Source organism: Falsirhodobacter halotolerans (assembly GCF_022899245.1).
GTDB classification, from domain to species: domain Bacteria; phylum Pseudomonadota; class Alphaproteobacteria; order Rhodobacterales; family Rhodobacteraceae; genus Falsirhodobacter; species Falsirhodobacter halotolerans.
In genome coordinates, this window is record NZ_JALJAZ010000001.1 from 729694 (window position 1) to 751094 (window position 21401).

The 21401-nt window shown below is 67.8% G+C and carries 21 protein-coding genes and 1 riboswitch; of the genes, 6 read left to right on the forward strand and 15 right to left on the reverse strand.

The window, feature by feature from the left end; all coding sequences use genetic code 11:
* Positions 1-26: 26 nt before the first annotated feature.
* On the reverse strand, positions 27-1280 hold the full coding sequence (locus MU449_RS03900) for an Nramp family divalent metal transporter (RefSeq protein WP_244736697.1): 1254 nt from the start codon (positions 1278-1280) through the stop codon (positions 27-29).
* Positions 1281-1559: 279 nt separating this feature from the next.
* On the opposite strand from MU449_RS03900, the gene MU449_RS03905 reads away from it, so the two are divergent.
* Genes MU449_RS03905 through MU449_RS03915 form a run of 3 tightly spaced genes read left to right on the forward strand, consistent with a single transcriptional unit; the run spans position 1560 to position 5398 of the window.
* On the forward strand, positions 1560-2261 hold the full coding sequence (locus MU449_RS03905) for a gluconate 2-dehydrogenase subunit 3 family protein (protein ID WP_244736698.1): 702 nt from the start codon (positions 1560-1562) through the stop codon (positions 2259-2261).
* A 3-nt stretch (positions 2262-2264) separates the two neighbouring features.
* Positions 2265-4034, forward strand: a complete 1770-nt coding sequence (locus tag MU449_RS03910) for a GMC family oxidoreductase (RefSeq protein ID WP_244736699.1) — start codon at positions 2265-2267, stop codon at positions 4032-4034.
* Between the two features lie 14 nt (positions 4035-4048).
* Positions 4049-5398 (forward strand): cytochrome c, encoded by a 1350-nt coding sequence (locus MU449_RS03915; protein WP_244736700.1) that lies wholly within the window; start codon positions 4049-4051, stop codon positions 5396-5398.
* Positions 5399-5428: 30 nt separating this feature from the next.
* Here MU449_RS03915 and MU449_RS03920 read toward each other — a convergent pair whose 3' ends face one another.
* From MU449_RS03920 to thiD, 9 genes are read right to left on the reverse strand one after another with little or no spacing between them, the layout of a single operon-like run.
* The gene (locus MU449_RS03920) at positions 5429-6142 is read right to left on the reverse strand and encodes an ABC transporter permease (protein ID WP_244736701.1); all 714 of its coding nucleotides are present in this window, start codon (positions 6140-6142) and stop codon (positions 5429-5431) included.
* A complete protein-coding gene (locus MU449_RS03925) occupies positions 6139-6801 on the reverse strand; it encodes a TenA family protein (RefSeq protein ID WP_244736702.1) in 663 nt (220 codons plus the stop codon). Before MU449_RS03925 ends, MU449_RS03920 begins: the two co-directional genes overlap by 4 nt.
* The gene (locus MU449_RS03930; RefSeq protein ID WP_244736703.1) at positions 6798-7721 is read right to left on the reverse strand and encodes an ABC transporter substrate-binding protein; all 924 of its coding nucleotides are present in this window, start codon (positions 7719-7721) and stop codon (positions 6798-6800) included. Before MU449_RS03930 ends, MU449_RS03925 begins: the two co-directional genes overlap by 4 nt.
* Positions 7718-8605: a HesA/MoeB/ThiF family protein gene (locus tag MU449_RS03935; protein ID WP_244736704.1), complete on the reverse strand. Its 888-nt coding sequence runs from the start codon at positions 8603-8605 to the stop codon at positions 7718-7720. The genes MU449_RS03930 and MU449_RS03935 overlap by 4 nt, the downstream gene beginning before the upstream one ends.
* Entirely contained in the window at positions 8602-9186 is a 585-nt protein-coding gene (locus tag MU449_RS03940) for a thiamine phosphate synthase (RefSeq protein WP_244736705.1), read from the reverse strand. Before MU449_RS03940 ends, MU449_RS03935 begins: the two co-directional genes overlap by 4 nt.
* Positions 9183-9944 (reverse strand): thiazole synthase, encoded by a 762-nt coding sequence (locus MU449_RS03945; protein ID WP_244736706.1) that lies wholly within the window; start codon positions 9942-9944, stop codon positions 9183-9185. The genes MU449_RS03940 and MU449_RS03945 overlap by 4 nt, the downstream gene beginning before the upstream one ends.
* A gap of 2 nt (positions 9945-9946) precedes the next feature.
* Complete coding sequence (thiS, locus tag MU449_RS03950; RefSeq protein WP_244736707.1) at positions 9947-10141, reverse strand: sulfur carrier protein ThiS; 195 nt, start codon at positions 10139-10141, stop codon at positions 9947-9949.
* Positions 10125-11084: an FAD-dependent oxidoreductase gene (locus MU449_RS03955; RefSeq protein WP_244736708.1), complete on the reverse strand. Its 960-nt coding sequence runs from the start codon at positions 11082-11084 to the stop codon at positions 10125-10127. The genes thiS and MU449_RS03955 overlap by 17 nt, the downstream gene beginning before the upstream one ends.
* On the reverse strand, positions 11081-11872 hold the full coding sequence (gene thiD, locus MU449_RS03960; RefSeq protein WP_244736709.1) for a bifunctional hydroxymethylpyrimidine kinase/phosphomethylpyrimidine kinase: 792 nt from the start codon (positions 11870-11872) through the stop codon (positions 11081-11083). The genes MU449_RS03955 and thiD overlap by 4 nt, the downstream gene beginning before the upstream one ends.
* 76 nt (positions 11873-11948) lie before the next feature.
* A riboswitch (TPP riboswitch) is annotated at positions 11949-12053 on the reverse strand.
* Between the two features lie 248 nt (positions 12054-12301).
* Here thiD and MU449_RS03965 point away from each other — a divergent pair.
* The 3 genes from MU449_RS03965 to MU449_RS03975 are packed head-to-tail and all read left to right on the forward strand — an operon-like array spanning position 12302 to position 14501.
* Positions 12302-13222 carry a sulfurtransferase gene (locus tag MU449_RS03965; protein WP_244736710.1) on the forward strand — a complete coding sequence of 307 codons (921 nt, stop codon included), beginning with the start codon at positions 12302-12304 and terminating at the stop codon, positions 13220-13222.
* Positions 13219-14340: a YeeE/YedE family protein gene (locus tag MU449_RS03970; RefSeq protein ID WP_244736711.1), complete on the forward strand. Its 1122-nt coding sequence runs from the start codon at positions 13219-13221 to the stop codon at positions 14338-14340. Before MU449_RS03965 ends, MU449_RS03970 begins: the two co-directional genes overlap by 4 nt.
* Positions 14337-14501 carry a hypothetical protein gene (locus tag MU449_RS03975; protein WP_244736712.1) on the forward strand — a complete coding sequence of 55 codons (165 nt, stop codon included), beginning with the start codon at positions 14337-14339 and terminating at the stop codon, positions 14499-14501. Before MU449_RS03970 ends, MU449_RS03975 begins: the two co-directional genes overlap by 4 nt.
* On the opposite strand, the gene MU449_RS03980 is transcribed toward MU449_RS03975, so the two are convergent.
* The 5 genes from MU449_RS03980 to cobF form a co-directional block, all read right to left on the reverse strand.
* Entirely contained in the window at positions 14498-15841 is a 1344-nt protein-coding gene (locus MU449_RS03980; protein WP_244736713.1) for an efflux transporter outer membrane subunit, read from the reverse strand. The two genes, MU449_RS03975 and MU449_RS03980, sit on opposite strands and share 4 nt — an antisense overlap.
* Positions 15838-18936, reverse strand: a complete 3099-nt coding sequence (locus MU449_RS03985) for a multidrug efflux RND transporter permease subunit (RefSeq protein WP_244736714.1) — start codon at positions 18934-18936, stop codon at positions 15838-15840. Before MU449_RS03985 ends, MU449_RS03980 begins: the two co-directional genes overlap by 4 nt.
* 4 nt (positions 18937-18940) lie before the next feature.
* On the reverse strand, positions 18941-20107 hold the full coding sequence (locus tag MU449_RS03990) for an efflux RND transporter periplasmic adaptor subunit (RefSeq protein WP_244736715.1): 1167 nt from the start codon (positions 20105-20107) through the stop codon (positions 18941-18943).
* Positions 20108-20187: 80 nt separating this feature from the next.
* Positions 20188-20652, reverse strand: coding sequence for a MarR family winged helix-turn-helix transcriptional regulator (locus MU449_RS03995; protein WP_244736716.1), 465 nt, complete (start codon positions 20650-20652; stop codon positions 20188-20190).
* A complete protein-coding gene (gene cobF, locus MU449_RS04000) occupies positions 20645-21400 on the reverse strand; it encodes a precorrin-6A synthase (deacetylating) (RefSeq protein WP_244736717.1) in 756 nt (251 codons plus the stop codon). The genes MU449_RS03995 and cobF overlap by 8 nt, the downstream gene beginning before the upstream one ends.
* Position 21401 lies beyond the last annotated feature (1 nt).

A 21401-nucleotide genomic window follows, 5' to 3' on the forward strand; every position in this document is an offset into this window, starting at 1 on the left:
CGTTGGGCGGACCGGTCATCGGCATTTTAGAAGAAGTTGCCGATGCGGGTGTAAAGCTCGTTCAGGGCCAGCGCCACGAAGGCGGCGGCGCACAGCACCAGCAGAACGTTCGTCAGCCACTTGTTGCGCCATTCCGCCGGAATGCGGTCGGTGTTCAGGATCCACAGCAGGGTGATCGCCATGAACGGCATGAACAGCGATCCCAGAACGCCGTAGGCCAGGATCAGATAGACCGGCTGGCCCAGGAACATCATGATCATCGGCGGGAAGGTCAGCCACAGGATATAGAATTTGTAAAAGCGCCCCCCGGACATGCGGTCGGGATGGTTGTGGGCCTTGCCCTGCACATGGCCGAGGAAGTCCGCGAACATCAGGCTGACCCCGTTCCACACGCCCACCAGCGACGACATGGACGCGGCCCAGAAGCCGATCAGGAACAGCTTGCTGACCCAGACGCCATAGCGTTCGCCCAGCACACCGGCCAGATCGACCATCCCCTGATCGCCGCGCCCGATGGCGATGCCTGCGGAATAGAGAAGCTCCACCCCCACGATCAGGGTGGAGATCACGAACAGCCCCGTCACGACATAGGCGATCGAGTTGTCGATCCGCATCACGCGCATGAAACGCGGGGTGGTCCAGCCCTTTTCCCGCAGCCAGTAGCCATAGGCGGCCAGCGTGATCGTGCCCCCGACGCCGCCCGCGACGCTCAGGACGTTGATCATCGCCCCTTCGGGGATCAGCGGCACAAGGCCCGTCAGAACCTCGCCCAGATTGGGCAGGGTCAGGGCGGCGGCGATGACCATGGTGATGAACATCAGCGCGACCAGCCAGGTCAGGACCTTTTCGAACCGGGCATAGCGGCCCGACCAGACAAGGGCGGCGCCGATCAGCCCCGACAGGATGCCCCAGGCTGGAACACCCATGAACGGGAACAGCGAATACAGCGCAAGGCCCGTTCCCGCCATGGCCGCCGCGCCATAGACGAAGCCCCAGATGGTGATGTAGGGGCCGAAATACCAATGCGTCCAGCGGCCAAGGCTGCTCCAGCCCTCGAAGATCGTGTTGCCGGTGGCCAGACAGTAACGGCCCGCCCCCTCGACCAGAACCACCTTCATGATGCAGCCCGCGATCACCGACCACAGCAGGGCATAGCCGTAAAGGCTGCCCGCCACCGTCGTCGCGATCAGATCCGCCGCGCCGACACCTGTGGCCGCCACGACCAGACCCGGCCCGACAAGGCTCCACCGGGGCACGCGGCCGTTCTCAGGATTGCTCATCCCTGTCCTCCCATATTTTATTTTTCACGGCGGGCGCCTCCGCCCCCGGACCGTGATCGTGTTCAAGACCTAAAGGCAATCCGCCGTTCAGGTAAAGCGTTCGTGATGGGCGGGGGCGAGCATTTGCACGGCGGTCAGAATTTTCGCGGTTTCGTGAAGAAGCGGGTTGTGGCGGGGAGATACGGGTTTTATCACGAAGCCATGATGTCTGCGGCCTGTCGTCGCGCATGTCCTTTTCAAAGCCACCAAGTCCGGCCTTCCGCCGGTAGGGAGCAATCCATGACCGACCTTCCCGGCCTTCCCAGCCGCCGCAGCTTTCTGAAAGCGTCGGCTGCCGGTGCGGCGCTTTCGGGGTTTGCGCTGTCCGCAAAAGCCCAAGCCCCTCAACCCCCCGTCCCGCTGGACCAGTATGAGCGCGAGTATCTGAACGGCGTCGAATGGGCCTTCGTGCTTGCCGCCGTCTCCCGCCTCATCCCGTCGGAGGGCGATGGCCCCGGCGCGATCGAGGCGCGGGTGCCCGTGTTCATCGACCGCCAATTGGCGGGGGATTACGGCGCGGCGTCGGATTGGTACATGGAAGGTCCGTTCCAGCCGGATGCCGACCCGCTGCGCGGTTGGCAGACGCCGCTGAACCCCGCCCAGATCTACCGCGAGGCGATTCCGCTGGTCGATCAGTGGTGCACCGACCAGCACGGCGCGATCTTCGCCGATCTGGACGATGATGTGCAGGACGCGGTTCTGACCGCGCTGCAAAAGAACGAGGCCGGCCTTGCGCCCGAACTGAAGGATTTCTTCACGATCCTTCTGGCGAACACCAAGGAAGGTTACCTGTCGGACCCGATGTATGGCGGCAATCACGACATGCAGGCCTGGGTCTATGTCGGGTTCCCCGGCGCACGGGCCAATTACAAGGAATGGGTTGACCGTTTCAACGTCGAATACCCGCTCGGACCGGTTTCGATCAAAGGCGAGAGGGCATAAAGCATGGCACGTCAGGAAAAAAAACGCGACGTGGTGATCGTCGGTCTGGGCTGGACCGGCGCGATCATCGGCAAGGAACTGGCCGACGAAGGGCTTGACGTTCTCGCGCTGGAGCGTGGGCACGATCAGGATACCGTGCCCAATTTCCAATACCCCGACATGATCGACGAGCTGAAATACGGCATCCGTCTGAAAATGATGCAGAAGCCCAGCCAGCAGACGGTCACGATCCGCCGCACGGAAAGCGAGACGGCGCTGCCTTATCGCAGCCTGGGATCGTTCCTGCCCGGCAACGGCGTGGGCGGGGCCGGCACGCACTGGAACGGCCTGAACTGGCGTCCGCAGGCCGAGGAGCTGCGCCTGCGTTCCTATATCTCGGAGCGTTGGGGCGAGGGGATCATCCCCGAGGACATGACGATTGGCGATTACCCCGTCTCCTATGACGAGATGGAGCCTTTCTTCACCCGTTTCGAAAAGGTCGCGGGGATTTCCGGCACGGCGGGCAACCTGAACGGTCAGCGCCGCGAGGGCGGCAACCCGTTCGAGGCGTGGCGTTCGGAAGAGTATCCGATGCCCGCCATGCCCACGACCTATGACGGGCACAAGTTCGCCGAAGCGGCGCGCGCCATGGGCTATCACCCGTTCCCGGCGCCGGGTGGCATCGCCTCCACCTCGTATGTGAACGAATACGGGATGCAGATGGGGCCGTGCAACCACTGCGGCTTCTGCGAACGCTACGGCTGCTACCAATATTCCAAATCCTCGCCGCAGACGACCATTCTGGACGCGCTGCGCCGGATGCCGAACTTCGAATACCGCACGGAATCCGAAGTTCTGCGGGTGGAGATGGCCGCCGACGGGCGCACCGCGACAGGCGTCACCTATTTCGACGAAAAGGCGGGGGAGGAAGTCTTCCAACCGGCCGACATCGTCGTCCTGGCGTCGTATCAGCTGAACAACGTGCACCTGATGCTGCTGTCGGGCATCGGCCAGCCGTATAACGCGGTGACGGGCGAAGGCGTGACGGGCAAGAACTACGCCTATCAGATGAACGGCGGCGTGACGATGTTCTTCAAGGATGAACATTTCAACCCGTTCGTCGGCACCGGCGCCAACGGCATGTGCATCGACGATTTCGGGATCAACAACATCGACTTCGGGGCCGAAGGGTTCATCGGTGGCGCCTACTGGCGGTCGGGTCAGACGAACGGCCAGCCGATCCGGTCGATGCCGCTGCCGTCGGGCACCCCGGCATGGGGTGCGGACTGGAAGGCCGCCGTGGGCGAATGGTATGGTCATGCCATGAGCATCGGAACCCACGGTTCGTGCATGTCCTATGCCACGAACCATCTGGATCTCGACCCGACCTATACCGACCGGCACGGGCGTCCGCTGATGCGCATGACGTTCAACTGGAACCCCAACGACATCCGCATGACCCAGTTCATGAAGGGCAAGGCCGAGGAGGTCGCGCGGACCATGAACCCCGACCTGATGCAATCGAGCTTCAAGTCGGAAGGCGCGCAATACGACGTGCGCCCCTATCAGACGACGCACAATACCGGCGGGCACATCATGTCGGAATCGCCCACCACCGGGGCGGTCAACAAGTTCAGCCAGGCCTGGGACAAGCATAACGTCTTTATCACCGGGGCGGGCAACTTCGTGCAGAACATCCAGTACAACCCGACCGGTCTGGTCGGCGGGCTGGCCTATCACACGGCCCACGCGATCCGCACGCAATACCTGTCCAACCCGCGCAACCTGGTCTGAGGGGAGAGATCGTCATGAAAACCTTCCTTCGCATCATCGGCGTGCTGGTCGTTCTGGGCCTGATCGCGCTTCTGGCCTTCATCTTCGTGCCGGTGCAGCGCACGGGCCCGGTCGCGGCGTTGCCCGACGACTGGCAGCCCGAGCCGGGGCAGGGGGCCTATGCCGCCACCGCGTCGGACTGCGTGGCCTGCCACACCTCTGACGACGGCGCGGATTATGCCGGTGGCCGCGCGATTCAAAGCCCGATGGGCACGATCTGGTCCACGAACATCACGCCGGACCCGGAAACGGGCATCGGCAACTGGTCGCTCGATGATTTTCGCGCGGCACTTTATGACGGTGTGACGCCGAACGGCACGCATCTCTATCCCGCGATGCCCTATGAGAACTATCGCAAGCTGACCGAAGAAGACGTGCGGGCGATGTACGACTACTTCATGAACGAGGTGGAGCCGGTCCGGAACGAGGTGGAGGCGACGTCGCTGTCCTTCCCGTTCAACATGCGCTTCGGCATCCGGGCGTGGAACTGGCTGGCCCTGCGCCACGACGCGGGCTTCACCGCGGCGGAGGTGAACGAGGTCCAGGATCGTGGCCAGTATCTGGTCGAAGGCCCGGGTCACTGCGCCGCCTGCCACAGCCCGCGCAACACGTTCATGGCGCAGGACGGCATTTCGGTCGGGGATGAGAACTTCCTTGCCGGCGGCGAGATCGACGGCTGGCTGGCCCCGTCGCTGCGCGGCGAAGGTTCGGCCCCGCACGCCTGGTCGATTGAGGAAATGGCCCTCTATCTGTCCACCGGCCGCAATGCCGTCTCCACCGCCAACGGAGAGATGGGGCTGGTCGTGCAACACTCGCTCCAATATCTGACCGATGAGGACAACATCGCCATCGCCGCCTTCCTGAAAGGAATGGACGGGGCCGAGGTCGAGGTGCCGGAAACCTTCGCCACCGACTATCCCCTGTCGCTTGAGGAGGATACGGACGCGCCGGTAACGGAAACGCAAACGATGCTGACCGAGGCGACGGACCTGTCCGAAGGCGCGCGGCTCTATCTCGACAACTGTTCCGCCTGTCACTTCGTCACGGGTCGCGGCGCACCGGAGATCTTCCCCGCGCTGGCGAACAACAGCCTTGTGACGGCGGATCAGACCATGCCGCTCGTGTCGATCATCCTGCACGGGGCCGAGGTCGAGGGCACGGAAAAACGCCCGATGCGCTTGGTCATGCAAGGCTATGAGGACCGTCTGAACGATGAGGAAGTGGCCGAGCTTGCCACCTTCCTGCGGCAGGCCTGGGGCAACGACGCCCCGCCCGTATCGGCGGCGGACGTTGCCAAGGTGCGGGAAGAGGGCGCGGCCCACTGAACAGGAAAGGCGGCCCCCGGGCCGCCTTTTTCATATGCGCGCGATCCGGTCGGCCAGCGCCCCGATCGCCGCGCGGAATGTCAGCGACAGCGCAACCGTCACGGCCAGGGCCGCGAACAGAAGGTCGGTCTTCATCCGGGCGTTGGAGGCGATCATCATGGCCCCCAGCCCCTGCGACCCGCCCACCCATTCGCCGATGATCGCGCCCACGGGCGCATAGACCGCCGCCATCCGCAGCCCCGTCGCCAGCGCGGGCCGGGCCGAGGGCAGGCGCACCGCCACGAAGGTCTGACGGTGGGACGCCCCGAAACTCTCCATCACCTTCAGATGCAGGGGGTCGGGCCGCATCAGCCCGTCGAACCAGCTTGCCGCGACGGGAAACAGCACGGTCAGCGCCACGACCGCGATCTTGGGGGCCATGCCGAAGCCCAGCCACAGGGTCAGGAGGGGGGCGAGCGCGAAGATCGGGATCGTCTGGCTGAAGGTCAGGACCGGCAGCAATGTCCGCCGCAGACCCACCGACAGGGCCATGCCGATGGCCAGCGTCATTCCGATCGCGGCGCCAAGGGCAAAGCCTGCGACCACCTCGCTCAGCGTATGAAGCCCGGCTTCGGCCAACGCCCCCCGTGCGGTCCAAAGCGCGCGGCCCACACGGTCGGGGGCGGGCAGAAGATAGGGGGGAATTTCCCCCAGCCGGATCGCCAGATACCAGACCGCCCCCGCGCCGAGCACCAGCCGGATCACCCCAGACGCGGCCAGAACCCCGCCTCCAACGTGGTGGCGGTGGCGAAGGTCCGGCCCAGATCGCGCCAGACCGGCACCGCCGCGGGCGTATCGCCCAGCCGGTCGGTCACCGCGCGATCCAGCAGCGCCGCCATGCTGCGGCACAGGTCCTGATACTCTGCCCCGCCATAGGCTTCGATCCACGGGGCATAGGCGGGCGCATATCGCCCGGCCATCAGGCGCGCGCCGACTTCGCCATAGCCGAAGATGCAGGGGGCAAGCGCCGCCAGCAGATCCAGAAACCCGCCGGAATATCCCGCATCCATGACAAAGCGGGTATAGGCCAGTGTCCCCGCGCATTCTTCCGTTGCGATCAGCGCGGCCTCGGGGATGCCCGCCTTGCCGCACAGATCGACATGAAGCGACAGTTCGGTGTCCATCAGCGCGTGCACCATCCGCGCGCAGGCCCGCATTTCGGCGGGCGACCCGGCCTTCGCCACCCCCAGCCCCCACGCGCGGGAGAAATGGATCAGAAAGCGGTAATCCTGCGCCAGATAGTCGTGGAACGTCGCGTGCGGCAGCGATCCATCGGCCAGGGCGGCCAGAAAGGGCGCGCGGGTATAGGCGTCCCAATCCGCCGCCATGTCCCGCCACAGGGGAAAGGTGCGACCATAGCTCATTGCCAGACATCCATCGCCAGATCGGCCACGGGGCGGGAGCTGTCCACCAGACCCGCCTCGACCATGAACGTCTCGAACCGGGCATAGCGGCCGTGGTCCAGACCGGCGGGGCTTTGCGACAGGCGGGGCAGGGTCAGATCCCATGCCGTCCGGTTCAACGGGTCATCCAGATCGGGATGGGCGGCGACGAAGCTGTCCCACGCCTCATCCGGGTGGTTGATCGTCCATTGCGCGCCACGTTCCACCGCCGCCATGAACCGTTGCAGCAGGTCGCGGTCGGCGTCGGGACGGGCGAGGTAGATCAGTTCGTCATAGGGCGGAATCCCCTCCTCCTCCACGAACAGGCAGCGGCCCTCGGCCCCTTCCTGCGCCATCTGGGTCAGTTCGAAGTTCCGGTATCCGCCGATGGTCGCATCGACCTGTCCCGACAGAAGCGATCCGGTCAGCGCCCAGCTGACATTCACCATCTCCACCGCGCCCGGATCGGCCCCGGCATGGCGCATCATCGCCGTCATCAACGCCGTCTCCATGCCGGGAACGGAGTAGCCGACCTTCCTTCCCTCCAGATCGGCCACCGACTGGACCGGCCCATCCGCCAGCACCGTCACGCAATTCAGGGGTGTGGCGACCAGCGTGCCGATGCGCGTGATCGGCAGACCTTCCTGTGTCGCAAGGTGAAGCTGGGGTTGATAGCCGATGCCGATCTGCGCCTGACCGGAGGCGACCATGCGCGGCGGATCGGAGGGGTCGGCCGGGGCCACGATCTCCACCTCCAGCCCCTGATCGCTGAAGAAGCCCTTTTCGGCGGCGATGACGATGGGCGCATGATCCGGGTTGACGAACCAGTCGAGGATCAGGGTCACAGGCTCCGCCATCACGGGCGAGGGAAGAAGCAGCAGGGCGGTCAGAACGTGTTTCATCCGGGGTCTCCATCGGCAAGAAGGGCAATGTCGCCGTCCCAGCGGGCGCGCAGATCGTCCGCCGCCCGCCAGGCCCTGAGGCCGGAGCGGCAGACGAAGACGGTGCGCTGCCCGGTCCGGGGCGCGGTGGGGGGAAGGTCGGGTTGGCGGACATCCACCACCAGATCGTCGGGGGCCAGATCGGCCAGCGCCACGAACGGGTGCCAGCCCGCAGGCTCCGGCGCGGTATCGAAGCGGAAGGACGATGGCCGAAGCCCGTCAAAGCGCAGCAGATGCCCCAGCGGCGACGGTGTCTGGCCCAGCAGAACCGCCAGCGCCATCTGCGCCTGTGCCGCGCCCAGCATCGCCACCATCGGCCCCATCACCCCCGCCGTTGCGCAGGTGGCGGCGGTGTCCGGCAGATCGGGGAACACCGCCCGCAGCGAAGGCGCCCCGCCGCAGAACCCGCCGACATAACCCGACATGCCAAGGACCGAGGCCGAGATCAGCGGCACCGCCCCGCAGCGGTCCGACAGGGTGTAGCTGGCGGCGAAACTGTCGGCGCAATCCAGGACCAGATCGAACCCATCCAAAGGCGTGGCGGGGGTCAGGCGGTCCACGATCGGGTCCACCCGCACCTCGGGGTTCAGCAGGGCCATCTCCGCCGCCGCAGCCTTGGCCTTGGGATGTCCGATATGGCGGGCATAGATGGGCTGGCGGTGCAGGTTGCTCTCCTCCACCACATCGGGGTCGATGACGGTGATCCGGCCCACCCCCGCGCCGGTCAGGTATTGCAGGACCGGCACGCCCAGCCCGCCGGCCCCCACCACCAGCACATGCGCGGCGGCCAGCCGGGCCTGCCCCGCATCCCCAATCACCTGTTTCTGACGGGCATGGCGGCTCATCCGCACACCCGCAGCCAGTCGCGCATCCGCGCCTCGGGGTCGGGGTTCAGCGTGATGTCGGTCACGGCAGAGGCGACATCCGCGCCCGCCCCGAACGCCTCCACCGCGCGGTCGGGGGTCAGGCCTCCAATGGCGATCAGGGGGATGGCGCCGATCTTCGCCTTCCATTCGGTCAGTTTCCCGACGCCCTGCCGTTCCCATTTCATCTTCTTCAGAATGGTGGGCCAGACGGGGCCAAGCGCGATGTAATCGGGACGGCAGGCCAGGGCGCGGTCCAGTTCGGCCTGATCATGGGTGGAAATGCCAAGGCGCAGCCGGTGGCGCAGGGCGGGCAGGTCGGCGGTGTCCAGATCCTCCTGTCCCAGATGGACCCAGTCGCAGTTCAGGTCCAAAGCCAGTTCCCAATGGTCGTTCACCACAAGGATCGCGCCTGCATCGCGGCACAGGTCGCGGGCGCGGAGGATATCCTCGCGCGGGTCGCGGTCCTTCACGCGCAGTTGGACCATCCGCACACCAAGGGGCAGGGCGCGGGCGATCCAGTCGGCATTGTCGAAGATGGGATAGAAGCGGGGCAGGATCACAGGAAGGCCCTTCCGATCAGGGGGGTGGAGGGGGCGGCCATGTCGCGCGCCTCCATCGGGTCGGCCAGATGGGCGGCGCGGCCCGCCTCGATCGCCAGGGACATCGCCCGCGCCATGGCCGCCGGATCGCCCGATTTGGCCACGGCGGTGTTCAGAAGGATGGCGTCATACCCCATCTCCATCGCCGCGGCTGCATGGCTGGGCAGGCCGATCCCCGCATCCACCACCAACGGCACGTCGGGGAAATGGGCGCGCAGGGCCCGCAGGCCGTAAGGGTTGTTCAACCCCCGGCCCGAACCGATGGGTGCCCCCCAGGGCATCAGAACCTCGCACCCCGCCTCCACCAGCCGTTCGCACAGGATCAGATCCTCGGTGCAATAGGGGAAGACCTGAAAGCCCTCCGCCGTCAGGATCTGCGCCGCTTCCACCAGGGCGAAGGGGTCGGGTTGCAGGCTGTCGGCATGGCCGATCACCTCCAGCTTGATCCACGGGGTGTCGAACACCTCGCGCGCCATGTGGGCGGTGGTCACGACCTCGCGCACCGAATGGCATCCGGCGGTGTTGGGCAGGACACGGATGCCAAGGTCGCGGATCAGGTTCCAGAAATCCTGCCCGCCCCCTGCCTCGCGCCGCAGGGACACGGTGGCAATGCCCGCCTTTGATGCGCGAAACGCATCGGCGAGGATCTTGGGCGAGGGGTATCCGGCCGTGCCCAGCATCAGCGGGCTGTTCACCTTCGTTCCGTAAAAGACGGGCATGATCAGCCCCCCTGCATCGGGGCGAGAACCTCCAGCGCCGCCCCTTCGGTCAGGGGGGTGGTGGCGCGCAGGCCTTTGGGCACGAAGGCCCCGTTCAGGGCGGTCGCGACCTTGCCGGTGAACCCGGCCTCGCTCAGCGCGCCTTCGACGTTGGTGGCGATCAGGTCGTGCGGGGTGCCGTTAATCGTGATGTTCATCCATGAACTCCGGTATCGTTCCTTGGGTCAGGTGGTCGGCGGCCATCCGCGCCATGGCGGGGGCCAGAAGAAAGCCGTGCCGGTGCAGGCCGTTGGCAAACAGCGTGCCGCCGATCCGGCGCAGGCGGGGCAGGTTGTCGGGAAAGGCGGGGCGGGCGTTCGCCCCCGTCTCGATCACCTCGCCCTCGGCCAGGGCGGGGTGGAGGGCATAGGCGGCGGACAGCATTTCCAGCAGCGCGCGGGCCGTGATGGGGCCGGTGGCCCCCGATTCCACCATCGTCGCCCCCAGCATGTAGATCCCGTCGCCGCGCGGCACGAGATAGAGCGGGATGCGCGAATGCAGCAGGCGAAGGGGCCGCGTCAGCGTCACCTCGGGGCAGCGCAGAACCACCATCTCCCCCCGCACGCCGCGCAGGTCGGGCAGGCGGTCGCGGGCGCTGCGGCCCCGGGTGTCCACGATCCGGCCGTCCAGCGGCGCGTCGAACCGGACCCCCCCTTCGGTCAGCCGCGCCACCAGATGGGAAAGGGCCGTGCGGGGCGACAGATGCGCCTCCCCCTCGAAGAACAGCCCCTCGCGGAAACGTCCGGCCAGCGCGGGTTCCAGCGCGGCGATGTCCTCGCCCGTCACGCGGCGATGGTGGGTCGTGCGGCGGGCGAACCGTTCCAGATCGGCCCGGTCCCGCGCGGGGCTGATCACCAATGTGCCGCGCCGTGTGACGGGCACGCCCGCCGCCGCCCACCAGTCGACAGCCTCCTGGCCCAGACGAAGGACGGGCTCCTCCGCCGTCTCCCCTTCGCAGAACGGGGCGAGCATTCCGCCCGCATACCATGAACACGCCTCCGGCCCCGGCGGGCGGGCGGCGATCTGCACGGGCACCCCGCGCGCGCGAAGTTCGGTGGCGATGCACAGGCCCAAGACGCCCGCGCCTTGAACGGTGATCATTGCGGCCCCCCCGAATGAAAGTGGTGAACCGGACCGTGGCCGTGGCCCAGACCCAGCCCATCGGCGGCGGCGATCGCCCCTTGCAGCCAGCGATGCGCGCGGGTGACCGCCTCCTCCATCGGCTGCCCGCGGGCCAGCCCGGCGGCGATGGCTGCCGAAAGCGTGCAGCCGGTCCCGTGGGTGTTGCGCGTGGCCTGCCGGGGGGCGGCCAGTCGGTGCACCCCGTCGCCCACCAGAAGATCGACACAGACCGGCCCCTCGGCATGGCCGCCCTTCATCAGGACGAAGGCCGCGCCCATGGCCCGCAGGGCGCGGGCCTGCTCCAGCATCGCGGCCTCGGTCCCGGCCAGCGGCAGGCGGGTCAGGCGGGCCGCTTCGGGCAGGTTGGGGGTCAGCACCGTGGCGCGGGGCAGAAGATGGGCAACCATCGCGTCCACCGCATCCTCGGGCAACAGAAGATCGCCCGATTTCGCCACCATCACGGGGTCCAGCACCACGGGCCGGTCGGGCAGGGCGGAGGCGACGGCGGCGATCGCCGCGGCATCCCCCACCATCCCGATCTTGACCGCGTCGATGCGGATATCCGCCAGCACCGTGCGCATCTGCGCCGCGATCGTCGCGGGGGCGACCGGATCGACCCGGGTGACCGCGCGCGTGTTCTGCGCGGTGATCGCCGTTATCGCGCTGGTGCCGAAGACCCCGAACGCGGCAAAGGTCTTCAGATCCGCCTGAATGCCCGCGCCCCCGCCGCTGTCGGAGCCTGCTATCGTCATCGCCGTGGGGGTCATGCCCGCCATCCTTCGTGCCAATGGGCCATGACGAACGGGGGTCTGCAACATATGCGGGCGGGATGTCCCCCGCGCGGGTCGCTGCACACTCGTTCCCTCCGCCGGCATGACCCGGATCAGGTTCGATGGGTCGGTGCATCGCACCTCTCAGCCCCCAGACGGGACGCCCCAACGAGTAGTCCCTTGACGCTAGCCGCCTGTCGCCGCCGATGCAAGCGGGGGTGGGCGAAATAAGAAGGTTGGTTCACATGCATGTCAGGATTGGGACATTCGTCCATTCAGACGGTATTCGGGCGGGATTGTCCGGGGTGCCTGTCGCCAGCGTGGAATATCGTTCCCGAACGCGGCGGGGCAGGACCGGCGTCACATCTTGCCACCTGACCCGAAATGCCCAACATGACGCCAAACCCGAACCGTCAGGGGACCGACATGAAAACCACCCTTCTTGCCACGCTGGCCCTGTTGGGCACCACCGGACTGGCGGTTGCCGATATCGGCCCGCTTGTGACCCCCGCCGATCTGGCGGCCGAAGGGTCCGCGCCCCTGATCCTCGATATCCGCGAGACGGGGTATGAGGCGGGGCACGTTCCGGGCGCGATCCCCGCGCCTTACGGCCTGTTCCGCGGTCCGGCGGAAAACCCCGGCGCGCTGGTCCCGGAGGAGGAGCTGGAATCCCGCCTGCGCGCCCTTGGCGTGACGCTGGACAGGCCCGTGGTCGTCGTGCACCAGGGCAAGGATGACAGCGATTTCGGGGCGGCGGCGCGGGTGTATTGGACCCTCAAATCCTCCGGTGTCAGCCAACTGGCGATTTTGAACGGTGGCATGAATGCGTGGCGCGATGCGGGCCAGCCGGTCCAGACCGAGGGCGTTGCGCCGACGCCGTCCACGGTGGATGTCACCTTTTCCGACCAGTGGCTGGCCACGCGCGACGAGGTGGACGCCATCGTCGCGGGCGACCGCACGGCCCACCTGATCGACGCGCGCCCGACGCCGTTCTTCGACGGGGCGCAGGCCCATCCGGCGGCGGCGAAACCGGGAACGCTGCCCCTGGCGCAAAGCGTGCCGCATTCGGGCTTCTTCGACGGCACCCCGCGTCTGGCGGGGGCCGACACGGCGCGTGACGTGGCCGCAGAGGCCGGGATCGGGCAGGGGGATGAGGTCGTGTCCTTCTGCAACACCGGCCATTGGGCGGCGACCGAATGGTTCGCCCTGTCCGAGGTGGCGGGCCTGCCCAACGTCAAACTCTATCCCGAATCCATGGTCGGCTATTCCCAGACGGGCGGCGCCATGCAGAACGAACCCAGCCTGTGGGACAATCTTGTGCGGCAGGTGCGGGGCTCGAACGGATGACGGCGGTTCCGATGACGGATGCGGGGCGGATCGCGCCCCGTCTTGGGCTGATCGCGGGGGCGGTGGCGGTGATCGCCGCCGTGTCCGTTTTCGCAGGCGCGCGCTATGGCCTTCTGCTGACCATTGGCCTTGGCATCGGCATGACGCTTGAGGGGTTGCGCTTCGGCTTCGCCGGGCCGTGGCGGGCGATGATCCTGCGGCGCGACCCGTCGGGGATCCTTGCGCAGCTTCTGGCGATCGGGCTCGTGTCGGTCGTGGCGTTTCCCCTGCTGGCCGCCCATGCGGGAGAGTTGGTAGGCGCGCAGGCCCCCATTGGCTGGGCCATGGCGGGGGGGGCCTTCGTCTTCGGCGCGGCGATGCAGGTGGTTCTGGGCTGCGGGTCGGGCACGCTGGTCAATGCGGGCAGCGGCAATCCGGTGGGGCTTCTGGCGCTGCCGTTCTTTGCCATCGGCAGCTTTGCGGGGTCGTATCACCTGCTGTGGTGGACCGATCTGGGCGCGTTGCCCATTCTGGTGCTGCAGGGCACAAGCGGGCTTGTGGTGACGCTGATCCTTCTGGCGGTGGTCGCGGCGGTGCTTTTGGCGGTGGCGGCCCCCGGCACGCGGCGCATTCCCGGTCGCCTTTTGTGGGCGGCGGGGATCGTGGCGGCGCTGGCGGTGGGGAACCTGATCGTGGCGGGCCAACCCTGGGGGGTGGTCTATGGCCTTGGCCTGTGGGTGGCCAAGGGGGCGCAGGCGGTGGGGATGGACCTGTCCGCCTCGGGCTTCTGGGCGGCGCCCGGCAATGCCGCACGGCTTGGGGCCAGCGTTCTGACCGATGTCACCTCGCTGACCAATATCGGGTTGATCGGCGGCGCGTTCCTGATCGCCGCATGGCGGACGGGCGGGTTGTCGCAGCCGGTGCCGAAACTGCCCGCCCGCGCCTGGGTGGCGACGGTGGTGGCGGGGCTGCTCCTGGGATACTCCTCGCGTCTGGCGTTCGGGTGCAATGTGGGGGCGTTCTTCTCCGGCATCTCCACCGGCAGCCTGCATGGCTGGGTCTGGTTCGCCGCCGGGTTCGCGGGGTCGATGATCGGCGTCCGCTTGCGCCCGTGGCTGGGAATGGAGGGGCGCGCATGACCCGCCGCGTCACCGCCCCGCTGGCGCTGGCCCTTGTGGCCGCCGTCGTCCTGCTGGACCTGCGGGCCGCCCCGCCCAACCCCTGGGTCGCCCCGCCGATGCTGGCCCTGGGGTCCGGGGTCACCGCCTCGGGCGGGTTCTGCGGCGCGCTGCCGAATTAACGCGCGAACGCCCCGGCCCCAAGGGCGACCTGCAGCGTCGCCCAGTTCACCGCCACGTCGCGGATCGCCGCCGCCTCGGCCAGCCGCGCCTGCGCCAGGGCGCGGTCGGTGTCCAGCAGGTCCAGAAGCGACAGCGCCCCCGCCGAGAAATTCTCCTGCGACAGGGTCAGCGCGCGGTCATAGGATCCGACCGACCGGCCCAGAAGCGCCGCGCGCTGCTGGTCGCGCCGCCAGGTGCTGTTGGTGGTCTGCACATCCTCCACCGCGTCCAGAACGGCGGCGCGCCAGGCGATCTCGGCCTCGCGCGCCTGCGCTTCGGCCTGTTGGCGGGCGGCGCGCTGACGCGGCAGGCCAAGGATCGCCTGGGTGATCGAGGGCCCGAAGCTCCACGCGCTGTTGCCGCCTTCGGTCACCGAACCGGACAGGGACAGCGAGGGATACATCTGCGCCGCCGCCACCCCCACATCCGCGACCGCCGCCGCGAACTGGCGTTCGGCCTGCCGCACATCGGGGCGGTTGCGCACCAGATCGGCGGGGATGCCGGTGGCGGCGGTGCCGCGCGGGCGGGGTTGGGGCGCGCCGCGCTGCATTCGGGTCACCAGCGGGGCGGCGGGTTCCGCCAGCAAGGTCGCCAGGGCGTAGACATTGGAGAGGAAGGTCGCCTCAAGCCGCGGAATGTCGGCGCGGGCGGTGTCCAGAAGGGCCAGCACCTGGGCCTCATCCAGTTCCGTCGCGGCACCGGAGGCCCGCTGGTTGCGCGTGATCTCCAGCGTGCGTTCGCGGGTGGTGATGGTCTGCCGCGTCAGCGCAAGGGCATTCTGGGCATAGCGCGCCTCGATATAGGCGCCCACGATCCCCGACAGATAGGCCAGCCGCGTGACGCCCGCCCCCGCCTCGGCCGCGCCCAGATCCGCCGCCGCCGATTGCCGCGCGCGGGCCACCCGACCGAACAGGTCGATGGCGATATCGGCGGTCAGCGTCGTGCTGCTGCGGGTGCCCGCCGCCTGCACATCGCTGCCCCCGCGCGTGGACCCGGCCGACAGCCCGCCATCCACGGCCGCCCGCACCCCCGTCTGGGCCAACGCCGCCCGCGCCGCCGCGATGCGCTCCTCGGCGGCCGCAAGGCTCAGGTTCTGGGCCAGACCGCGCGTCACCAGATCGTTCAGAAGGGGATCGTTCAGGTCCGTCCACCACCGGCGCGCCCCCACCTGTCCGATCGGGCCCGCATCCCCTTCGGCGAAGGTGGAGGTCAGGCCGATTTCGGGGGCGGTGTAGTCGGGCCCCGCGGCGCAGGCCGTAAGGGCAAGGCAGGCAAGGACGGGCAGGGGGCGGAACATCATGCGGATTTTCTCTGGAACAGGCGGCGGACGAAGACGAACAGGACGGGAATGAAGAAGATGCCAAGGATCGTGGCCGAAATCATCCCCCCCAGAACGCCGATGCCGATGGCGTTCTGGGCCCCCGCACCCGCGCCCGTGGCGGTGGCCAGCGGCACGACCCCCAGAATGAACGCGAACGAGGTCATGAGGATCGGGCGCAGCCGCTGGCGCGCGGCCTCCACCGTGGCGTCCAGCAGGGTCATCCCCTGCTTTTGCAGATCGACCGCGAATTCCACGATCAGGATGGCGTTCTTTGCCGCCAGCCCGATGGTGGTGAGCAACCCCACCTTGAAATAGACGTCGTTCGACTGCCCCGTCAGCAAGGCCGCCGTCAGCGCGCCGATCACCCCCACGGGCACGGCCAGCATCACCGCCAGCGGGATCGTCCAGCTTTCATAAAGGGCGGCCAGGCACAGGAACACCACCAGCACCGAAATGGCGTAAAGGAACGGCGCCTGATTGCCCGACAGACGCTCCTGATAGGAAAGGCCGGTCCACGCCGCGCCATAACCGCCGGGCAGTTCGGCCACCAGTTCCTCCATCCGCGCCATCGCCTGACCCGACGAGACGCCCTCCGCCGGCGCGCCCGAAATCTCCAGCGCCGAGGACCCGCCGTAACGGGCCAACGAGGCGGGAACCGTGTCCCAGTCCAGCGTCGCGAAGGACGGGAAGGGCACCATCTGCCCTTCGGAATTGCGCGCGGACCAGCGGAACACATCGTCGGGCTGCATACGGAACGGGGCGTCGGCCTGCACGATGACGGGGCGCAGTTCGGACCCCATTTCGAAATCGTTGACGTTGCGGCCAGAGAAGATGGTGCCGAGCATCCCGTTCACATCGTTCAGCGTCAGGCCGAAGCTTTGGACCTTCTGCGCGTCGATGTCGATGCGCAGGGCGGTGCGGGCCGAATCCTCGGCCCCGCGCATGTTGGTGACCTGCCCATCCTCGGTCGCGTTGGCCACCAGATCGCGGGCCGCCTGCCGCAGGGCGGTCTGGCCGTTGGCCCCCTGATCCAGCAGATACATCGAAAAGCCGGACGAATTGCCCATGCCCGGAATGGCGGGCGGTTGCAGCACGAAGACGCGGCCCAGCCGGTTGTCGGCCGCCAACGCGCCGTTGGCCCGCGCCACGATCGCCGCCGCCGCCAGATCGGGATCGTCCGCCCGTTCGGCGAAATCCTTCAGCTGCACGAAGATCATGGCGCTGTTCTGCGAATTGCCGCCAAAGCCGAACCCCAGGGCCGCGAAGGTGCTTTTCACCCCCGGCTCCTGCGTCAGGAAATAATCCTCCACCTTGCGCAGGACGGCGTCGGTCTGCACGCTGGTCGAGCCCTCGGGCAGGCGGATCTGCGCCATGAGCGAGCCCTGATCCTCTTGCGGCAGGAAGGACGAGGGGAGCGACATGAACAGATAGGCGATCACCCCCACGACCCCGGCCAGCGCGGCCATCGCGGCGGGCGGGCGGCGCAGGATGCGGCGGTTGGTGTTCAGATAGCCTCTGGTGAACCGGTCGAAATTGCGATTGAACCAGCGGGCGGGGGCGGGGCCGCCGCCGTGGTTGCGCGGGCGCAGAAGGGTCGCGCACAAGGCGGGCGTCAGGATCAGCGCGACCAGCAGCGACAACCCCATCGCCGTGATGATCGTGACCGAGAACTGGCGATAGATCACCCCGGTCGATCCGCCGAAGAATGCCATCGGCAGGAACACCACCCCCAGAACGGTGGTGATCCCGATCAGCGCGCCGGTGATCTGACCCATGCTTTTCTCGGTCGCCTCCACCGGGCCGAGGCCGTCCTCCTCCATCACCCGTTCGACGTTTTCCACCACGACGATGGCGTCATCGACCAGAAGGCCGATCGCCAGAACCATCGCGAACATCGTCAGCGTGTTGATGGAATATCCCAAGGCCGACAGGACCCCGAACGTGCCCAGAAGCACGACGGGCACCGCCAGCGTCGGGATCAGCGTGGCGCGCCAGTTCTGCAGGAAGACGAACATCACCACAAAGACCAGCGCGATCGCTTCCAGCAGCGTATGCTGGACCTTGGTGATCGACCGTTCCACGAAGGGCGACGTGTCATAGGCATAGGCGATGCTGACGCCTTCGGGAAAGGCGGGGGCGAGGGAGGCCAGCGTCTCGCGCACACGGGCGGCGGTATCCACCGCGTTCGCCCCCGTTTGCAGGTTCACCCCGAACCCGGCCGCGTTCTTGCCGCTGAACCGGGAATCGCGGCCATAGCCTTCCTGCCCGATCTCCACCCGCGCGACATCGCCCAGACGGACGGCGGCGCCCTCGGCCCCCGTTTTCAGCAGGATGTCGCGGAATTCGTCCACCGTGGTCAATTGGCTTTGCGCAGTGATCTGGGCTGTGAACTGCTGCCCTTCCACATTGGGCTGATCGCCAAGGAAGCCGGCGGTGACCGTGCTGTTCTGGGCCGAAACCGCGTTGGTCACGTCCTGCGGGGTCAGCTGATATTGCACCAACCGGTCGGGATCGAGCCAGATGCGCATGGCATAGCCCGATCCGAAGACGTTGATCCCGCCCACGCCTTGGGTCCGTTCCACCGGGCCGGTGACGGTTTCCTCCAGCATGTCGGCCAGTTGCAGCGCGGAAAAGCTGTTGTCGTCGCTGACCAGTGCGCCCACCATCAGGATGGAGCTTGTGGACTGCCGCACCCGCACCCCGTCATCCTGAACCTGATCGGGCAGTTGGGCCAACACGCGCTGAAGCTGGTTCTGCACCTCCACCTGCGCATCGTCGCCGTCGGTGCTGTCATCGAAGACCAACGTGATGGACGAACTGCCCGCGCCGGAACTGCCGGTCATGTAAAGAAGTCCGTCCAGCCCCGTCAGCGAATCCTCGATCACCGTGGTGACCGAATTCTCCACCGCCTGGGCCGAGGCCCCGGGATAGCTGGCCGAGATGCGCACCGTGGGGGGCGACACCTCGGGATATTGCGAGATGGGCAGCGTGGTCAGGCCAAAAAGGCCGAACAGCATGGTGACGATGGCCAGAACCCACGCAAAGACGGGGCGGTGGATGAAGAAATGGGCCATCCGCTCAGCTGTCCGTTTCGGTGATGACGCCCGAGGCGTCGATGCGCACCGGCACCGGGTCGATCTGGGTGCCCTCGCGCATGGTGTCGATGTTGTCGACCATCAGGCGGGTGCCATCCTCCAGCCCCTGCGGGACGATCCAGGCGTTGTCGGTGCTGCCGATGCTGGTCAGGCGCACTTCGCGTGCGATATCGTCGTCGTCCAGCGTCCAGACGGAAATGGTGCCGTCCGCCTCCAGCCCCGCGGCAAGCTGGGGGATCAGGAAGGCGTTGGCCGTCCCCAGCGTCACCCGCGCGCGCACGAACATACCGGGCAGGATCAGGTGGTCGGGATTGGCGAATTCCACCCGGATCCGCACCGTCCCCGTGGTGGTGGAGACATTGGACGAAATCGCCCGCACAATCCCCGTCCCGTCATAGCCTTCGTCGTTTTCCAGCCGCAGCGCGATGTGCAGCTGGTCGCCCGCCTCCATGTCGCCGCTGGCAATGCGGGCGCGCACCTGAAGCATCCGCGCCGAGGATTGCGCCAGATCGACATAGATCGGGTCGAGCGTGGTCACCGTGGTCAGCGCATCCGCCTGACCCGAGGTGACCAGATCGCCGACCGAGGTTTCGGAGATGCCGGCCACCCCGTCGATGGGGCTGAGGATCGTCGCTCGGTCCAGATCGATGCGGGCGGTCTCCACCGCCGCCTCGGCCTGCCGGATCGCGGCCTGCGCCTGCAGCAGGTTCACGCGCGCGGTATCCACGTCGGCCTGCGTGACGCCGGTTCCCGCCAGCCTGTCGAACCGGTCCACCGTGGCCTGGGCAGCGGGCAGGGCCGCCTTGGCGCTGGCCAATTGCGCCTCGGCCGAGGCGAGGTTGGCGTCATAGGTGCGCGGGTCGATGCGGAACAGCGGGTCGCCCGCGCGCACCTCTGTTCCCGCGTCATAAAGGATGTCGGTCACCAGCCCCGCGACCAGGGGCCGGATCTGCGCCTCGCGGAAGGCCGCCGCTTGGCCGGTCAGGGGCACGGTCACCGGAACTTGCCCGCGTTCCAGCGTGACGATGCCGGCGCGGACGGGCCCTTGCGGTGCCTGCGGCCCGCGGCCCTGTGCCCATGCGCATGTCGCCATCAGCGCGCCAAGCGCCAGCGCCAGAACGCCAGCCGGCGCGCGTGCAAATGCGTTCATAAGTCCCTCATGGCCGGAGTGCAGTTTTCCTTATACGCGGTTTTGCGTCCGTTCCGTCGTATCACCTTGCCCCGGGGCGATCACGGATGCGTGACCTTGGTCGGCGCGGTCACTTTGTCCTCCAGCGACAGGGCGATGCGGCGGATCAGGGCGACGGCGCGATGGGCCTCCTCGGCCGAGAAGGTCGCGAGCATTCGCGTCTCAAGATCGGTCATGATGCGGGTGATCGCGAGGACCGCCGCCTCGCCCTTGTTGGTCAGATACAGGCGGCGGGCCCGCCGGTCGTTCATGTCCGGGCGGCGTTCGATCAGCCCCGCGTCAATCAGCTGCGTCACCGCCCGCACCAGTGTCGATCCGTCCACCCCGGCGCGCGCCGCCAGCGCGGTCTGCGTGATCCCGCCGCCCGACAGGCCCAGATGCAGAAGCGGCGGCCACACCGCCTCGGTGAAGCCCAGCGTCCGGGCGTCCTGATCCACAAGCCGCCGCCAGCGACGGCCCAGCATGATGATGTTCGTGCCGAAGTCGGAGCGCGTGATTTCAGGCATGGGGCCCCCGCTGCAGGCGGTAGGTATCCATGATCCAGCCATGATCGGCACGCGCCGCCGCGCGGGCGGCCAGAATGCGCGGCCCCACCTCGGCCAGCGGGCCCGCGATCGACACTTCCTGCGCCATGCCCGCAAAGGCGGTCCAGGCGATGTGCACCCCCGCCGGGTCCAGCGTGGTGAAGGCGCAATCGCCGTCCAGCATCACGACCAGCGTGTCGGGGCCCGCGCCCCAGCCCCGCTCACGCAACTGGCGGCCGGTGGTGATGGTGACCGGCGCGCCCACGGTGTTCAGGGGCATCGCATGTGCGGCGCACAGCGCCTGGACCGCGGTGATGCCCGGCACCACCCGCACGGTCAGCGGCAGATGGTCCGCCACCCGCGCTGCGATGCGCAGGCTGCTGTCATAAAGCGAGGGATCGCCCCAGACCATGACGGCGACCCGCCCCGTGCCCCCCGGACGCGCGTCCCGCAGGGCCGTGGCCCAGCATCGGGCGATGGCGTCGTGCCAGCGGTCCACCCGGGTGGCGTAATCCGCGATCGCGGGGTCGCGCTCCGGCAGGTCGACCTCCACCACCGGGGGCTTGCGGGGCAGGGCGTTCAGGATGGCATGGCGCAGATCGGCCAGATCCGCCTTGTCCGCGCCCTTGCGGGGGATCAGGACCAGATCGGCCTCGGTCAGGGCGCGGACGGCCTGCAAGGTCAGATGGTCGGGATTTCCCGATCCGATCCCGATCAACGACAGATCCATT

Coding starts and splice junctions, on each gene's coding strand:
- MU449_RS03900 (WP_244736697.1), bottom strand. CDS start 1,280: ATGAGCAATCCTGAGAACGGCCGCGTGCCCCGGTGGAGCCTTGTCGGG.
- MU449_RS03905 (WP_244736698.1), top strand. CDS start 1,560: ATGACCGACCTTCCCGGCCTTCCCAGCCGCCGCAGCTTTCTGAAAGCG.
- MU449_RS03910 (WP_244736699.1), top strand. CDS start 2,265: ATGGCACGTCAGGAAAAAAAACGCGACGTGGTGATCGTCGGTCTGGGC.
- MU449_RS03915 (WP_244736700.1), top strand. CDS start 4,049: ATGAAAACCTTCCTTCGCATCATCGGCGTGCTGGTCGTTCTGGGCCTG.
- MU449_RS03925 (WP_244736702.1), bottom strand. CDS start 6,801: ATGAGCTATGGTCGCACCTTTCCCCTGTGGCGGGACATGGCGGCGGAT.
- MU449_RS03930 (WP_244736703.1), bottom strand. CDS start 7,721: ATGAAACACGTTCTGACCGCCCTGCTGCTTCTTCCCTCGCCCGTGATG.
- MU449_RS03935 (WP_244736704.1), bottom strand. CDS start 8,605: ATGAGCCGCCATGCCCGTCAGAAACAGGTGATTGGGGATGCGGGGCAG.
- MU449_RS03945 (WP_244736706.1), bottom strand. CDS start 9,944: ATGCCCGTCTTTTACGGAACGAAGGTGAACAGCCCGCTGATGCTGGGC.
- thiS (WP_244736707.1), bottom strand. CDS start 10,141: ATGAACATCACGATTAACGGCACCCCGCACGACCTGATCGCCACCAAC.
- MU449_RS03955 (WP_244736708.1), bottom strand. CDS start 11,084: ATGATCACCGTTCAAGGCGCGGGCGTCTTGGGCCTGTGCATCGCCACC.
- thiD (WP_244736709.1), bottom strand. CDS start 11,872: ATGACCCCCACGGCGATGACGATAGCAGGCTCCGACAGCGGCGGGGGC.
- MU449_RS03965 (WP_244736710.1), top strand. CDS start 12,302: ATGAAAACCACCCTTCTTGCCACGCTGGCCCTGTTGGGCACCACCGGA.
- MU449_RS03970 (WP_244736711.1), top strand. CDS start 13,219: ATGACGGCGGTTCCGATGACGGATGCGGGGCGGATCGCGCCCCGTCTT.
- MU449_RS03975 (WP_244736712.1), top strand. CDS start 14,337: ATGACCCGCCGCGTCACCGCCCCGCTGGCGCTGGCCCTTGTGGCCGCC.
- MU449_RS03980 (WP_244736713.1), bottom strand. CDS start 15,841: ATGATGTTCCGCCCCCTGCCCGTCCTTGCCTGCCTTGCCCTTACGGCC.
- MU449_RS03985 (WP_244736714.1), bottom strand. CDS start 18,936: ATGGCCCATTTCTTCATCCACCGCCCCGTCTTTGCGTGGGTTCTGGCC.
- MU449_RS03990 (WP_244736715.1), bottom strand. CDS start 20,107: ATGAACGCATTTGCACGCGCGCCGGCTGGCGTTCTGGCGCTGGCGCTT.
- MU449_RS03995 (WP_244736716.1), bottom strand. CDS start 20,652: ATGCCTGAAATCACGCGCTCCGACTTCGGCACGAACATCATCATGCTG.
- cobF (WP_244736717.1), bottom strand. CDS start 21,400: ATGGATCTGTCGTTGATCGGGATCGGATCGGGAAATCCCGACCATCTG.